At 38.0% G+C, this 16,055-nt stretch carries 12 protein-coding genes, 4 tRNA genes and 2 pseudogenes; 12 read left to right on the forward strand and 6 right to left on the reverse strand.

Going from position 1 to position 16,055, the window contains the following annotated elements:
- Positions 1 to 210 (reverse strand): annotated as a pseudogene (locus Q0Y52_RS15195) (peptidase M61); the annotation flags it as partial.
- A gap of 464 nt (positions 211 to 674) precedes the next feature.
- On the opposite strand from Q0Y52_RS15195, the gene Q0Y52_RS15200 reads away from it, so the two are divergent.
- From Q0Y52_RS15200 to Q0Y52_RS15235, 8 genes and pseudogenes are all read left to right on the forward strand, one after another.
- Positions 675 to 953 carry a hypothetical protein gene (locus Q0Y52_RS15200; protein ID WP_297823055.1) on the forward strand — a complete coding sequence of 93 codons (279 nt, stop codon included), beginning with the start codon at positions 675 to 677 and terminating at the stop codon, positions 951 to 953.
- A 184-nt stretch (positions 954 to 1,137) separates the two neighbouring features.
- Positions 1,138 to 1,599, forward strand: a complete 462-nt coding sequence (locus Q0Y52_RS15205) for an Mpo1-like protein (RefSeq protein WP_297823057.1) — start codon at positions 1,138 to 1,140, stop codon at positions 1,597 to 1,599.
- Between the two features lie 118 nt (positions 1,600 to 1,717).
- Positions 1,718 to 2,826, forward strand: a pseudogene (locus Q0Y52_RS15210) (histidine kinase).
- The gene (locus Q0Y52_RS15215; protein ID WP_297823058.1) at positions 2,816 to 3,634 is read left to right on the forward strand and encodes a LytTR family DNA-binding domain-containing protein; all 819 of its coding nucleotides are present in this window, start codon (positions 2,816 to 2,818) and stop codon (positions 3,632 to 3,634) included. The pseudogene Q0Y52_RS15210 and the gene Q0Y52_RS15215 overlap by 11 nt, the downstream one beginning before the upstream one ends.
- Positions 3,635 to 4,213: 579 nt before the next feature.
- Positions 4,214 to 5,395, forward strand: a complete 1,182-nt coding sequence (locus Q0Y52_RS15220) for an FAD-dependent monooxygenase (protein WP_297823060.1) — start codon at positions 4,214 to 4,216, stop codon at positions 5,393 to 5,395.
- A gap of 52 nt (positions 5,396 to 5,447) precedes the next feature.
- Positions 5,448 to 5,624 (forward strand): hypothetical protein, encoded by a 177-nt coding sequence (locus Q0Y52_RS15225; RefSeq protein WP_297823063.1) that lies wholly within the window; start codon positions 5,448 to 5,450, stop codon positions 5,622 to 5,624.
- A 59-nt stretch (positions 5,625 to 5,683) separates the two neighbouring features.
- Complete coding sequence (gene ylqF / locus Q0Y52_RS15230) at positions 5,684 to 6,697, forward strand: ribosome biogenesis GTPase YlqF (RefSeq protein ID WP_297823065.1); 1,014 nt, start codon at positions 5,684 to 5,686, stop codon at positions 6,695 to 6,697.
- Between the two features lie 24 nt (positions 6,698 to 6,721).
- Positions 6,722 to 7,120, forward strand: a complete 399-nt coding sequence (locus tag Q0Y52_RS15235) for a YkgJ family cysteine cluster protein (RefSeq protein WP_297823067.1) — start codon at positions 6,722 to 6,724, stop codon at positions 7,118 to 7,120.
- Between the two features lie 347 nt (positions 7,121 to 7,467).
- Here the strand turns inward: Q0Y52_RS15235 and Q0Y52_RS15240 are convergent, their stop codons facing one another.
- From Q0Y52_RS15240 to Q0Y52_RS15260, 5 genes are all read right to left on the reverse strand, one after another.
- Entirely contained in the window at positions 7,468 to 8,874 is a 1,407-nt protein-coding gene (locus Q0Y52_RS15240; RefSeq protein ID WP_297823069.1) for a sodium:alanine symporter family protein, read from the reverse strand.
- A 184-nt stretch (positions 8,875 to 9,058) separates the two neighbouring features.
- Positions 9,059 to 9,133 (reverse strand) — tRNA-Gln (locus tag Q0Y52_RS15245).
- A 218-nt stretch (positions 9,134 to 9,351) separates the two neighbouring features.
- Positions 9,352 to 9,426: transfer RNA gene (locus tag Q0Y52_RS15250), tRNA-Gln, on the reverse strand.
- Positions 9,427 to 9,441: 15 nt separating this feature from the next.
- Positions 9,442 to 9,526, reverse strand: a tRNA-Leu gene (locus tag Q0Y52_RS15255).
- A 27-nt stretch (positions 9,527 to 9,553) separates the two neighbouring features.
- Positions 9,554 to 9,630, reverse strand: a tRNA-Met gene (locus tag Q0Y52_RS15260).
- A gap of 579 nt (positions 9,631 to 10,209) precedes the next feature.
- Here Q0Y52_RS15260 and Q0Y52_RS15265 point away from each other — a divergent pair.
- From Q0Y52_RS15265 to Q0Y52_RS15280, 4 genes are all read left to right on the forward strand, one after another.
- Entirely contained in the window at positions 10,210 to 11,082 is an 873-nt protein-coding gene (locus Q0Y52_RS15265) for a sulfotransferase domain-containing protein (RefSeq protein ID WP_297823072.1), read from the forward strand.
- 258 nt (positions 11,083 to 11,340) lie between these two features.
- A complete protein-coding gene (locus Q0Y52_RS15270; protein WP_297823074.1) occupies positions 11,341 to 12,153 on the forward strand; it encodes a hypothetical protein in 813 nt (270 codons plus the stop codon).
- A gap of 19 nt (positions 12,154 to 12,172) precedes the next feature.
- Positions 12,173 to 12,796 carry a TylF/MycF/NovP-related O-methyltransferase gene (locus tag Q0Y52_RS15275; protein WP_297823076.1) on the forward strand — a complete coding sequence of 208 codons (624 nt, stop codon included), beginning with the start codon at positions 12,173 to 12,175 and terminating at the stop codon, positions 12,794 to 12,796.
- A gap of 38 nt (positions 12,797 to 12,834) precedes the next feature.
- Positions 12,835 to 13,680, forward strand: coding sequence for a glycosyltransferase family 2 protein (locus Q0Y52_RS15280; RefSeq protein WP_297823078.1), 846 nt, complete (start codon positions 12,835 to 12,837; stop codon positions 13,678 to 13,680).
- Positions 13,681 to 16,055 lie beyond the last annotated feature (2,375 nt).

A 16,055-nucleotide genomic window follows, 5' to 3' on the forward strand; every position in this document is an offset into this window, starting at 1 on the left:
TATATCTTTTCCCTGATCATCTTTAGCACTAATTTTGATAATGTTTTTGGCAAAATCACGGATCATATAACTACCTGGTATCCAGGCTGGTAAGGTTAGGATTTGTCCGTTTTGATCTGGGTTTTCTATGCGTAAGCTGACGTCAAATACATGCCCCGCGATAGATGAAACGTTAACATGGTAATGAATGGGTGAGGAATAAGTATGCATGATGTTCTCTATTTGATAGTAATGTAAAGATTTTGATGCTCTGATCTTGTAAATACCGTAATACGTTTTTGTTTGTATGTGATTTATTTATTATCAACTTAGAATACGTAAACCCAATGATAACAACAAATACCTTCAAGGATTATTAATTAGATAGCAATTTTCAGGTAAAGTTGAGCTGACTAATGAAGATCTAAAAAGCTCGGTTCTATGCTCCCTAACAGACCTCAATATTTACAATTGACTAGTTCATCACGACGAAAAAGGTAAGAACCAAATTGTATGTACGGAGGGTAAACGTTTATATTTTTTCTGTTACCTAGATGATGGTCAGTAGGGTTGACGGGTGATGCGATTATTTAAAAATAAGACGATGTTCACTAGGTACATATTTGCGGACGATACCGACGAAATCATTGCCTTCAAAGTTAAAGTCAAATTAAGTTACCACTAAACCAAGCCATTTGATTTTAACTCGCCTTCCTCTGATTATTCAAAAGCATAATTTACGTGCTGAGCCTAGAACAAAAACTCGTATTGCTACGAGTATCATTGATGCACAAAGTGATTTAGTAATATGCAACTCTGTGCTTTTGGCTATATCAGTGAATGGTTGCCGATTGAGTACCGATAAAAATGTGAGTGACTTTAAGCCAAAGGTTGAACAAATTGTCAATATGCGTTTTGCCACTTTCAAAGACAAAAAATTTTCTGACTGGCACTATCATGAACCGTCATTCTGATGAAGTTAATTTATCTTACGATATCAAGTGTGAAAGACCTTTTATTGACCTTAATCAGTTATTGCAATATTTAGTGATGGTGACTGGGTAAATTATGAATATAATACTAAGGTTAGCAGGTTTTAATTGATACAAGTCAATTGGGTTGTTAAATTAGCGTTAACAACATGTCAGTGAGATTTACATGCGTCAAATAGAATTTCTGTTAAATGAGTATGGCGAAAGTCATAAAAACAAAACCAATATTATTATCCACGCAATAGCCGTACCGGCAATATATTTTGTGAGCCTAGCGCTTTTATGGTCTATTCCCACTCCTAGTGTTGTGAATTATTTCGATATTACTTGGGCGCATATTTTGATTATACCCACTCTATATTATTACTTTCGTTTGTCTGGACCAATCGGCGCCGCTATGACGCTGTTATCTATATTATCTTTATTTGGGATTAAACTACTGGAATTACTAGATATTTCTGTATGGAAATTCAGTATTATATTGTTTGTAGTGATGTGGATATTGCAATTTATTGGACACAATATTGAAGGTAAGAAACCTAGCTTTTTAAAAGATTTACAATTTTTATTAGTAGGACCTGCTTGGTGGTGGGTGCATTGGTTAAAACGTTTAAACATCAATTATTAACCTCATTGATTCAATTTACAATCAGTTGCGATAAAACACAGCTAATCTAAGACCAAGGGACAGTTTCCTCGGTCTGATTTTTGTATCATTACTTTTTGTCTATTCTTCAGGAATACATGTGCATAAGTGGGAAAAATTAGTCGATAGCCAAGAAAGATTGTTTTGGACACTGCATACAGCAGGTTGGTGTGGTTTTGCTATCGTTTATTATATTGGCTCATTTCTTCAAGACATGCGAAGTATTTGGTTATTTGTCATAATACTTAATGCCTATGCAGGATGGTTGCTGACTATTCCACTTCGATATATATATCGCAAGGCATTAACATTAACACCCCTCAAGATGTTCATTCTGGTGGGTGCCAGTTTGTATTTTACTGCGTTGATTTGGACCTTGGTTAAAAATGTAAATAACTGGGAAATATACAAAAAAGGCTATCGGCCAGAAGAATGGTATTGGTATTTTAAAGACACAATCAATTCCTTAATCATGATTGGTTGTTGGACCGGCGGCTATTTCGGCGTCAAAAACTATCAGATGTTACTCAGAGAAAAACAAAATGTGCTCAGGGCGTCTTCTATGGCTCATCAAGCGCACATTAAGATGCTCAGATATCAGTTAAACCCGCATTTTCTTTTTAATACCCTGAACGCTATTTCCACGCTCATTCTTAATGAAAGAGAACAAAACGGCCGACGCTATGGTCAGCCGTTTAAGTGATTTTCTGCGTTACTCGTTAGATAAAGATCCTATTCGTCGTGTACCGCTTATCCAAGAAATCCAAGCACTAGAACTGTATTTGGAAATTGAAGAGGTAAGGTTTGAAGATCGCCTAACGGTAGTGTGGGACATAGAAGAAAAGACCAAACAGTGCCCTCGTGCCCAGTTTGATTTTACAGCCTATTATCGAAAACTCCATTAAGTTCGCTATTTCTAGAATGAGAAGACGGCGGGTGTATCAGCATTTCAGCTAAAACCTTTGGTCGTGATTTGATGCTAAACGTCAGTGATAATGGCCCTGGTGCTGAGATTAAAAATGGGCAATTACCCGTTAGCAGAAGGTGGAGGGAGTAGGCTTGCACAATATTCAAGAACGATTAGAGGCCTTATATGTCAATAAACATTCTTTTGTGATCTCCCATAATTATCCCACAGGTATCAAAGTTAATATCCGTATTCCATACGAAATAAGCGAGAGCGCAAGTGACAACAAAATTGAGAATTAGTACTGTCATAGTTGACGACGAACCACTCGCTCGAAAAGGTTTGTTTTTACGATTGGCTGAGTTTGAAAACATTGACATAGTGGGCGAGTGTAAAAATGGTTTAGAGGCAGTAACGCTTATTCCCCAGTTACGCCCTGACCTGGTTTTTTTAGATATTCAAATGCCTGGACTGAATGGTTTTCAAGTCATCAATAAACTACAAGAATTAAAGCAACCCATCCCTTTAATTGTGTTTGTCACTGCTTTTGACTCTTATGCTATTAAAGCATTTGATGTACATGCTTTGGATTATATCCTAAAACCAGTGGATGAAAGGCGTCTGAGAGATGCGGTTGATAAAGTTCAATTGACACTAGAGCGACAACAACAGGATGGTAATAATCAAAAACTTGCCAGATTGGTGGCTGATTTTACCGGTGACGATTGTGAAGATATTTTGCGAAAATTAGCCAGCGGTGAAACCATTACCACTAACCCTTATCCAGATATTTTAGCAATAAAAGATGGTTCAGAAGTAACCCGTGTGGCAGTAAAAGATATTCAATGGATTGACGCAGCGGGGGATTATATGTGCGTTCACACAACGGATCAGACTCACATTATGCGCCGCACTATGAAAGAGCTAGAGAAAGATCTTGACCCTAAAAAGTTCGTCCGTGCACATCGTTCAGCTATGGTTAATATCAAATTCGTGCAAAAAATGGTCAGTCATATTAGTGGCGAATATCACTTAATATTAAACAATGGTACTGAACTAAAAGTAAGTCGAAGTCATCGAGATCGTGTTAAAGAAATGATTCGATTATAATATCAAAAATAACTGCAGTTGGGTCTTTAACAAATATTCATCAAGAGGCTTTTTGTTGCCCACTTATTTAAATAGGGAAATGAAGTAATTGATTATTGTGCTCACTCACCCTGATATTGTAATACCCGTCAATGCTTGCTCAACTCCATATGCCCCCAACTTAATCGTTAAAATCCTGTCTTGGCTATCCGCTGAACCCGCCCTTTGTTTGTATACTAAGATAACGGAGCAACATTCAATTTGCGTTTTATCAATGAGCATATTCGCCAGACTTATTACACCATCGGGTAATAAGTTTCGCTAGTCACCACGATGTAACTGGGAATATCAGTCTGTTAGCAGCAGATGCCAATGACACACATTATTAAAACTGATTTTAATAATATTGACATAACATTTCCAAACACTTCAGAGGCTTAACTTACAACGACTGATCTCTTGCTGATGTATTACGAGTAGAGTCAGAATATTCACTTACCGATATTTTTTGTAATCTTCGTAAATTGGTATTATATGTTTTAGCGTATATCTTCGGCTTTTTTGTTAAAGTAGCTAGGTATAGTAAAAAGGAAAAATAACGTGTTTGATTTTTGTTTGGTAGGCGGCGGAATGGTTGGTTCGGCCATGGCTCTGGGGTTGGCAAAGCTTGGCTTTAAGGTGGCAATAATTGAGCCATCAATGCCTGTGCCTTTTGAGTCTATTCAGTCACCAGATATGCGGGTCTCTGCCATTAGCTTAACGTCAGAAACTTTGTTGCAAAATTTAGGTGCATGGACACATATTAAAAGTATGCGTCTGTGCCCGTATAAACGATTGTCAGTATGGGATGAGCCATCTTGCCGCACGGATTTTGATTGTAAGGCTATTGAGCAGCCTCATCTTGGTCACATTATTGAAAATCGACTCGTTCAACTAGGCTTACATGCTGCAATTGTCGTTGAACACAACGTGGTTTTTTATGAAAATCTAAAAGTCTCAGATATAGCATCTACAGATATTACTGAGATAACTCTAGAAGACGGTCAAATTATTCAAGCAAAAATCCTGATTGGTGCTGATGGTGGTCAATCTTTGGTGCGTGATGCTGCCAAGATTGGCGTGCAAGGTTGGCAATATTCACAACAGGCATTAGGCATTCAAATTAAAACGTACGATCTGCAACAGGACATTACTTGGCAACAATTTACACCTAACGGACCTGTTGCATTTTTACCTTTGTATGATGGTTTTGCGTCGCTTGTCTGGTATCACCTCGCTGAAGATATTAACTTTATGAAAAGTTTGTCTAAAATTAAGCTCAAACAACATATTTTGCAGCATTTTCCTGACGACTTGGTGGATTTCGAAGTACTTAATGTAGCTAGTTTCCCGTTGACCCGTATGCACGCTAATCAATATTATAAAGATAATACAGTACTCATTGGCGATGCAGCTCATACCATTAATCCTTTAGCTGGTCAGGGGGTGAACTTAGGTTTTAAAGACGTTGCTGCCTTACTTAGCGTGATCAATGAAGAGCTTGCAACACATGATCGCACAACAGTTTTACACCCAAATCATTACTGTCAATGGCTAAAAAAATACGAAGTCTCTCGGCGTCGAGATAACTTAGTGATGATGAGTGCCATGGATTTACTGCATTCCACATTTAGTAATAATCATATGCCGCTTAAAATATTGCGTAATCTAGGTTTGAAGTTGGCAAATCATTCCGGCCCAATAAAAAATAATGCCATGAAATATGCCATGGGCTTGGCATAAATATAAGTTTGCGGGTCAAGCTCACAGACTCCAATAAAAGAGAAGTTAACAGATGACAGTATTAATTATCTTAGGCGTGTTATTTATTGCTTTAGTTATCATTGTTCCATTGATTGAGCGTTCCACCTTCAGGATGTCGGGTGAACAGATGGGGCAGTTGGGTCGCTGGATATTACCTTTGTTAGTGATCATGGGGATCATAAACTTGGTAATGTTCTACGCTGATTAAAACCCTTACCCACAAAATATTTCCCCCATATTTTTAGATTAATTAAATAGGCAGATTAAATGGCAGTTCATTGGTATCCCGGGCATATGCACAAAGCTCAAAAAGAAATAAAAGAAGCATTGCCGCAAGTTGACGTATTGATTGAAGTGCTCGATGCACGTATTCCCTATTCTAGTGAAAATCCTCTGATTGCTGAGTTGCGGGGAGATAAACCCTGTATAAAAGTGCTGAGTAAAACCGACCTCGCAGATCCAGATGTGACAGCCGCATGGCAGGAATTTTTGGAACGGGAAAGATCAGTTAAAACCTTTACCACAACTACTGAAGAGCCGGCCAAGATGAAACAAATCTTGGAATTGTGCAGAAAAATGCTACCTGAAAAAGAGGCTAGCGTAAAAGCTATCCATACGATGATAGTTGGTATTCCGAATGTGGGTAAGTCAACACTTATTAATATTCTAGCGGATCGCGTGATTGCTAAAACGGGTAACGAAGCGGCAGTCACTAAAACACAGCAACGCATTAATTTAGGTAACGGCATTACCTTGTTTGATACACCAGGAATACTATGGCCAAAATTAGAGAATCCAAATAGTGGTTATCGATTGGCCTCTACAGGCGCCATCAAAGATACCGCTATGGAATATGACGACGTGGGCTTTTTTGCTGCAGATTATTTGATTAAAGCCTATCCAGAATTACTCAAATCACGTTTTGACTTAAAAAATATACCTGATACTGAAATTGAGTTTTTAGAGCTTGCAGCGACTCGTCGTGGCGCATTGATGACGGGTGGGCGGGTTAACTTGCATAAAATATGTGAGGTATTCATTAACGAATTACGATCTGGAAAACTGGGCCGTATTAGCCTTGAAACACCTCGGATGATTGAACAAGAAGTGATAGAAATGACTGAAGTGGCAGCTAAAAAAGCCGCGGCTAAAGTCGATCGTAAAGAACGCTTTAAAACAGGATCACTGACGCCTGATAAAAAAGACCGTAAAGAAAAACGCCAGAATGACAGGGCAGAGCAGTCGGCTCGTATGAAAAAACAATCAAGTCGAAGGAAATAGCTATGTCGGTTACACAGGGGCCTGATGCAAGATTGTAATTCTTGTGGTAAATGCTGTGTAAAATACAGTAATGGGGACTTGTCTGCATCCGATCAGGACATCGATATGTGGAAGCTGTTTAAGCCTGATATCGCTGCATATGTTAAAAAGGGTTTGATTTGGTTTTCACCGCAAAGTGGTAAACAATTATCTTTGTGCCCATTTTTGCGAAAAATTGACAACCCAAAAGAGCCTACAAAGACACATTATACCTGTGACATTTACTATGACCGTCCTGAAGATTGTCGTTTCTACCCAGTAACACTAAAACAGATGATAAACGATGAATGTGAGATGTTACAAGACAGGGATTTGCTAAACCCCAAACAGGCACAAGAAGACTTAGACCATTTGTTATCTGATAGCCGTCCAGCATTTGATTAAAGTTAAGAAGGTTGTCTAAAGAGGAGAAGATATTGGCTCAATCATGTGCGTAATATGCTACTCTTTGCACAATAATTTGAATCGTCCACCAAACCTATAATGTGGATGTGTCTCCATATACCTAATCTTGCAGTTTTTTTGGAGTGCCAGCAACACATGAGTATCTCATTTAGGCATTAGGTTTTAGCAAACAAAACAAAGAGCCACTTCACTCATCACTTGGCCGATAAATGTGTAGATAAGGCTTTTAGTGAGTTTGCTCGAAATAAATTAAATAAGCGTAATTCTGTGTGAATAAAAAGGGCTTACAAAAGCCCTTTTTTATTCAGTGTATTTGAGTTACGCAATTAATCCCAAATTCCCTTTTCAGATTTACCCTGTATCTCACAATCACCCGATTTGTATGTGATTTCTTTGCCACTGTCTCGTTTGGCAAAATAATCTTTACTGATTGAGACGATAGTGGGTGTCATCCAAACTAGCGCAGCAATATTGATAACCGTCATCAAACCTAATGCCATATCTGCCATTGCCCACACTTCTGGTAATGCGGCCATAGAGCCCCATAAGATCATCATTAGATAACCAGCTGTGTATGCTGCGCGGCCTGATTTGTTGTCAAGTTTAAACATATGCAAGTTACTTTCACCGTAAGCGTAATTAGCGACGACTGAGGTAAACGCAAATAAACTTATGGCTGCTGCGACAAAATCACCACCGACTTCACCTAAGTGCGAGCTCATAGCATCTTGTGTTAGGCGAATGCCCTCCATGCCTTCACCTGATGCACCGCCAGCTAGTAAGATAACGATTGCTGAACATGTGCAGAGGATCATGGTATCGATAAACACACCGAGCATTTGAACGTAACCTTGAGATACTGGGTGATTCGGATTAGGCGTGGCACTTGCTGCAGCATGAGGCACACTACCTGAGCCTGCTTCGTTAGAATATAACCCACGTTGTACTCCGTGTTTAAATGCTGCCCCCATTGCACCAGCGCCTGCTTCTTGGAGGCCAAAAGCCGAAGTAATAATGTCCCACAACATGGCGGGCACTAATTCGATATTTAAAAAGGTTATCGCTAGGGTCACCAATACATAAGTTACAGCCATAAATGGCACAACCCATTCTGCAAACTTTGCGATAGCACGTAACCCGCCAATCACAATTAATCCTGCTAAGACAATAATGACCATACCAGAATAATGGGTAGGGATTTCATAGGCATGATTAAGTGCGTCGGTAATAGTATTGGCTTGTACAGCACTGAATATAAAACCGTAACCCAAAAATAAGAACAGTGAAAATATGACGGCCAACCAACGTTTGTTTAAACCCTGTTGAATATAATAAGCGGGGCCACCACGATATTCGCCATTTGCATCTTTTACTTTATAGAGTTGACCGAGCACACTTTCAGCAAAACCTGTGGCCATACCAAGGATAGCGATAACCCACATCCAAAAAATGGCACCAGACCCACCTAATGATATCGCGACTGCCACCCCAGCTAAATTACCTGTACCCACTCTAGCGGATAAACTGGTGCATAACGCTTGAAAGGAGCTGATCCCCGCCGCATCACTTTTGGTGCTGCCTTTCATCACCGAAAACATATGACCAAAATGACGGATTTGGATAAAACCTAACTTTACAGAAAACCAGACACCAGCGGCTAATAACATGTAGATCAATATCTGACCGTTACCCCAAAGAATGTTATTGATAAAAGCGACAATTTCGTTGATCAAAGTTTGGCTCACATGAATTTGGATTGATGTTGGAAGTCTGCCGTTTAATGGCATTTATGTCTAGGGTACAAAGCAAATCAACACAAACAAAAAAGCCAAGCAAACGCTTGGCTTTTTCAAAGTATCTATGAATATCAGATTATGACATTTCATAAACTAATAATTAAACAAGTACTCATATGTATGGCTGGGGTAGCTGGACTTGAACCAACGAATGACGGGATCAAAACCCGTTGCCTTACCACTTGGCTATACCCCAAGAGTATAGATAACAGTTACTAGTTATCTAATTTAAAAAAAATTTAAATAAATTATAACTCTTTTATAAAGAAGCTTAATTCTAAAAATTTTCAAATATTAATAAGTTACCGAAATTTCTTATTAATATTTACTGGATAATGTATAAACGATAAATTTCAAAACTGAAATATAAACAGCTAGTTTGAACATTATTACATTAAATTACACCAGTAAAAATGGCTGGGGTAGCTGGACTTGAACCAACGAATGACGGGATCAAAACCCGTTGCCTTACCACTTGGCTATACCCCAACAATATCCTACAAATGGTGCGGAAGGAGAGACTCGAACTCTCACGCCGTGAAGCACTGGAACCTAAATCCAGCGTGTCTACCAATTCCACCACTCCCGCATACTTTTATCTTATACAAAATAAAAGTGGTGGCAACAGCGGGACTCGAACCTGCGACCCCATCATTATGAGTGATGTGCTCTAACCAGCTGAGCTATGTTGCCACTTAATCACTCCGTCTCCGAAGTGGCGCGTATTATGCTGATCTAGCTTTTTGTCGTCAACCGTTTTATGACATTAAAATGTCTGTTTGGTTAGATACTAAGCAAGTGACAGCGGAAATGGAGTCGTTGTAGGTAAATGTAGGTGGTTTTGGGAATATCTTCTGTTAATTAATTAGCATAACTTTATATGCAACTTGCAGGTTTTTTATTTTTAAGGAGAAAAATTGAGGATGCGCTGACGTCTATTGTCCTCTATAAATTTTTTCACACAGTATTCATGCAGTACGATTTATTTACTCGTCAACCCCTGACGTTTAGCCTACAAAAACCAGCCAATTATAGGTGTGCTTTGGGTCGAGTTTAGAATAAGAAAAAAAGAGTAAAACACAGACTCCGCCTGTTTTATTAAGTGGGTTTTTATACAATTATAATAGAAAACCGTGAAAGGTTTGCGTTTTCAATGGGCATAATTGGCCATTAAAGTTCTCACTACTGCAGAAGTGGTATCGTATACCACTATTTTAGATATGTTTTATTTTTACCCCAACTTCCGACTAATAAACTGTTAGGGATTAAAAAATGGATTTCCTATCCTTTGGACAACACATCATGACCAGCACTTCTACACCTTTGAATTTTATTATCATTGGTGCTCAAAAATCGGGAACGACAAGCTTGCATCAATATCTGAAGCAACACCCTTCCATTTTCATGAGTCACCAAAAAGAAACCCAGGTTTTTCTGAACGACACGAATGAAATCAACCCCTATGCAGTTGTTGAATCAGATTTTTATGGGTGCAGCAACCAAAAGAAAAGAAGGTTCCTCAACAATCAGCAGATTCTCCAAAACATGCTTAAGGGGCATCAAGATGAGCCTTTTATAGGAGAAACATCTCCTTATTATACAACCGCACCATCGGGCGGGCTCGAAGCACCTAAGAATATTCACGATAGCAATTCTGGAATGAAACTTATTTACATAATTAGAAATCCAATAGAGAGGATTGTATCTAATTATTTACATGATTCTTTTCTATACGAGAGAATAGGGAAATCTTTCAATCTAAGCCTGGAAGAATATATTTTTACATATTCTCATGCCGTAGACACAAGCCTTTACTACTACCAGCTAACAAACTTTTTGAGGTACTTCGAAATGAACCAGCTTCATATACTCATTCTGGAGGATTTGAAGATAGAACCTCAAAACACTCTTAATGATTTGCTCCAGTTTTTGGGCATCGATCCAGTATTTAGCTTTGACACCACAAAGAAATTCAATATTTCAAATAGACGAGTAGCTCTAAAACAGAATGAACTTTTACTATCCAAACAAGCTCATGAAATGATCATCAGTAAAGTAGCACCAGACATCGATAGCTTAGAAAAATTAGTTGGGATGACACTCAATCATTGGGATTTGTCCTCAAACTACTGGTGTACTACGTGAATATGCTTGATCAGCTAGGGCAGTGGATTTTGCGGAAATGCTGGGTTTCCTGCCGAGTACCATTTAAGCAAACACCATTGGATCGTGCCTATTCGTGTCTGCTTGTATTCTAACTCTTGGAAAAGTACAAGTGTTACCCCTATCCACTTGGCACTTTTGATGAAACAAAAGAACATGAAATACTAATCAATCTTATATATATTTACCTCGTATAGTGAAATGTTCAGCATAATTAATCGAATTTGAGAGGAAACAATTTTGAAATTATTTTTACCTGATGACTATAACCACAGACCTGAGGCCGTTTATTTTGACGATACACCGTTACATAGACACGAAAAAATACATCAGCCCCATGTCTATTATTATGCTGAGTACTTATTAAAAAACAAACATTATGATGCGATAATAGATATAGGTAGTGGTAATGGGGAAAAGCTATCATTCTTATCGCACTCTAAAAAGATGGGATTAGATTTCGGAAAAAACTTAGAGTTTTGTAAAGCTAATTATCCAGATAGTGACTGGGTGCAGGTTTATTTAGAAAGTGAAAGTGAAACAAAAGAGTTTGCCTTTCCTTCAGGTAAAGCGTTGATCATTTGTTCAGATGTAGTAGAACATTTAGTTAACCCATTACCTCTTTTAGCTCTGTTAAAAAGAGCTGTTTATGAGGGGCATTCGGTTATAACAAGTACGCCAGACAGAGTTGTATTACGAGGAAGAGAGCACAATGGGCCTCCAACTAATGTGTCGCATATTAGAGAGTGGTCGATTGTTGAATATTTTGAGCTATTAAAAACTTATTTAACAACCCCTGTTGTCTATGGTCATACGATTAACAACAATATAGATCGAAAGTACAGTACGTTAATTAGCTTTCACGATGCTGATATTAGGAAAGCGTCAATATTATCGAAGCTTGTTAGTTATAACTCAAAAAAAGATAATGAGATGTTAGACCTACTCTATCAAGCTATGCCGGTAGAACTTGAAACAGATATTTTAAAAGAACTAAGACGAGTTAATTACTCTGACAATAAATCCCCGAAAGCAATAGATAGATTACTATAAAAAATTATAGAGGTAAGGCGTGAAGTTAGGGCAAATATTTGAAAAATACTCTTCTTTTTCAATGATTAAAGAAGGTAAATATATTGAAAACCTTCAATTGATTCGTGAGTTTTCTCATATTTCTGGGGCCGTTGTAGAGTGTGGTGTTTGGAAAGGAGGGATGATTGCAGGTGTTGCTGAGATATTAGGCTGTGACCGAGCGTATTATCTTTTTGATAGTTTTGAAGGACTACCAGAAGCTCAGACGATTGATGGTGATGCAGCAATTAAATGGCAACAAGACACTGAATCTCCGATTTACTTTGATAATTGTGCGGCGCCGATTGAAGAATCTAAGAAAGCAATGTTACTTTCAGGTGCTACAAAGACTTACTTTATAAAAGGCTGGTTTTCAGATACGTTACCGTCGCAATCAATTGAAGGAGGGATTGCTATCCTTCGATTAGATGGTGATTGGTATGAGTCTACTATGGATGTTTTAGAAAACCTGTTTACACAGGTAAACCCTGGTGGGATTATTATTATTGATGATTACTTTATCTGGGATGGGTGTGCAAAAGCTGTACATGACTTTTTATCTAAAAACAGCTGTGTTGAAAGAATTAGACAGTATAAAAATGTCTGTTACTTAATTAAAAAATAGAGTTGCTTAATAAGTACATTTACTTTGGGGAGTTCAATTTGAAATTAGTTATGACACTGCTCGTGCGAGATGAAGAGGATATTTTAAGGGACAATATAGAGTATCATTTCAGTCAAGGCGTTGATTTTATCATCGCAACTGATAATAGGTCTGTTGACTCAACAAAAGATATTTTGATGGAGTATCAGCGCAAAGGAAAATTACTTTATATTTATGAAGGTGACGATACCTATAATCAGCATGCATGGGTTACATCTATGGCGTGCATCGCCTATCGGGAACATGAAGCAGACTGGGTCATCAATAATGATGCAGATGAATTTTGGTGGCCTTTTGAGAGGAATTTGAAAGATGCTTTTTTGAGCTTAGATGACAAAATCAATGTCGTTCGTGTTTCTCGTTATGACTATGTTTTACATGATCAAATTAATAAAGATATTCCTTTCTATCAGACTATGAATTATAAAAATTTGTATTCAAAAAATGCACTCGGTAAACCTCTACCAGGCAAGGTTGCGCACAAAGGGAGTGCAGAGGTGGCCGTAAAACAAGGAAACCATAATGTCGACGGACTTGGGAAGCTGGTTGTCGCTGACAATGTGATGGAAATTCTACATTTTCCTATTAGGTCTAAAAAGCAATTTTTAAATAAAATTAGCCTTGGTGGCGCGGCATACGCTAGAAATGAGGAGCTTGATAAGAACATAGGTTTAACTTGGCGAGTGTTATATGAAAAGCTTAAAGAAGAGGGAAACTTAGATAGCTTTTTAGAGGAGGTCTTGTACTCGCAATCAAAGCTATCTCAAGCTATTAAAGAAGGGGTTATAATAAAGGATCTTAAACTATCGAATTATTTTAATAAAATCAATGGGATCAGACCCTAATACCGATTCCTATAAAATAAATCATTTAAATTCATAATGTTATACATTTACATATTCACTTCTAGGTTTTGTCATAAGAGGAAAAGACTTGGGACGTTTTTTTATAACTCGTGGTTGATTGGGTCGATTGCGTTTGCCTATTTCAGTGTAAGAAATTGCTATTACTAATGGTTTAAGTAGTTTTGTTAATGCCCGACTTGTCATTGTCACGCATAACCCTGAAAAACTACGTATAAGTTGAACGGTTGCCATAAAGCTGACGTGACGGGGTTCCTTATTGGTAGCACAGACTGATTGGACTATGGCAGCACAAAGGGATAGAAGATAGGGGTGTGCGGCCGAGCGAGGTCAATAGTTCCAGTGGGAGAGTTCCCCACTCTGGTAAGGTAGGTCAACCACCAGATAGCAATCATCGGGCAGGCGGAGGCAACTCCAAATGTTAAGCACGATGTGCGCAAGACAGGCCGTAAACGTAAGTTGAAGTGATTTAGCCTCGTAAGATTCAAGCAAGCAGGGTGACAGCGTACTCCTTCTGGAAACCACCATTGTATGATGCGAGAGACCAGTATCATAGAGCTGCTTCGGGGTTGTACCAACAGTAGGCTCTTTAGGAGAAGCATGGCATGCTGGATAGTAGGAAAGATTGGTAACTCGGGAGATCCTAAGATGTCTCTCAAGAAAAGAGAGTAAGTTGAACAAGCGATAATAAAGTAAGAACAACTGATGCAACTTAGGAAGTCGGATGGTGGCGTAGTACCGATGAAAGAGAGTAATTTCTCTGGAGGAAAGGCCATCACAATAACAACAGCTTTGTAAGGAAACAGACATCGTGCACAGAAACGATTAAAGTGTGACAACAAAATTGCAACGCATAGCTGAAAGAGCCAGCAGAGATAACTACTGCTGGTATGCTTTATGCTGTTATGGAAAAATTCAGCATTAGGCATAGATAATGTATTTATTATTGGCTTAAAGTGAAGTGTGTTATTGAGGAGCCGTGTGCGTAAATAGCGCCAGCACGGTTCTGTGAGGGGCGTGATGCCAACTAATGAGTTTAAGATATTTATAGAAATCACATAGTAGCTGCGTGCAGCGAGGTGTACAATAAAAGCATTATCTATTAATAACAAAGGCTTTGAGGGAGAATTCCGTCTACTCGACCAAGTCTAATATTGCACTATTTAAATAGTTATTTTGATATCATCAAGTTGGGAGTATAATTTTACCTAACAAAAATATGCACGTGGATTCAAAAAAGCTTGGCTGAAAAAAACCAGCCAAGCTTTTTTGAACCAGTGATATAAGCGTTATATTGCCAAGGAAATGTCATGCGTAAACTATTACTTATATTATTTTGCACCCTTTCTTCTCAGCTTCATGCAAACGAATTGTGTCAAATAGTAGATGGCTCTGTGAACATTGCCCAAGATGATAAAACACTTATCTTGGAAAAATTATAAATAGTTTTGATGGTGAGTCAATTTTCAATGAATTTGGTACTTACGGTAACGAATTTAGTGGAGAGTCTATCTGGAACGAGTTTTCGACTATTGGAAATGAGTTTAACTCTCTTTCACCATTTAATGAGTTTTTATCTACTCCACCAATGATAATAAAAAACAAAAATAATTGGTTATCTTTCTACAAATTACGCAATTCAAGGAGCTGAAAGTCCAAATATTTTAAAAGCAATGTGTGGTGGTTAAATGGCAATATAACAAGCCAATCAAGTAAAACTAAAAACAGTTTGCTCGGTTCCGCTTCGCTTTACATTTTAGCAAACAATTTTTAGCCCCTTATTGGGGCGTTATGTGTCATTGAGGGAAAGTGAAACTCCGTGTATCTATTCCTAAAAATTTAATTTTGTTTCTGATTGCGATTGCGATTGTGATTTTTGGCTTGGTGGCACTTATTATCTTGAGAATTTGGGTTTTTCAACAGAGATTAGCGAAAACCAAGTAACTAATTTACAGCAGACGATTGAACGTATCGAATCATCTGAAGTTAGGGAGGCTGAAATATTTGAAGTTTTTTAATTTCAAAGTGAATTAGTTGATTCAATGAATAATATGATTAAGCAAACGATTAGCTTTTAAAAGTCATTCGGCTGGGTAATTTTAACTTTTCTCACTTGGCATTTGTTGTCCCTTATTAAATATGACAAGAAAGTTCGCGAAAATGAAACATAACAAGTTATTAAACATTATTCCGGCCAAAAAGCGTTATGGGCTTAAAGAATTATCTCAATCGAAAATAGCATAACCGCAAGGACACTACAATTGCCTTAAAAAGGCCTTATATCTTGAGTCTGATAATTAAGGTAAGCTCAAAAATAATTATATTTTTCTTTTGCGGTACATATCACCGCACCATCC

The organism is uncultured Paraglaciecola sp. (genome assembly GCF_943787955.1).
Taxonomy (GTDB): domain Bacteria; phylum Pseudomonadota; class Gammaproteobacteria; order Enterobacterales; family Alteromonadaceae; genus Paraglaciecola.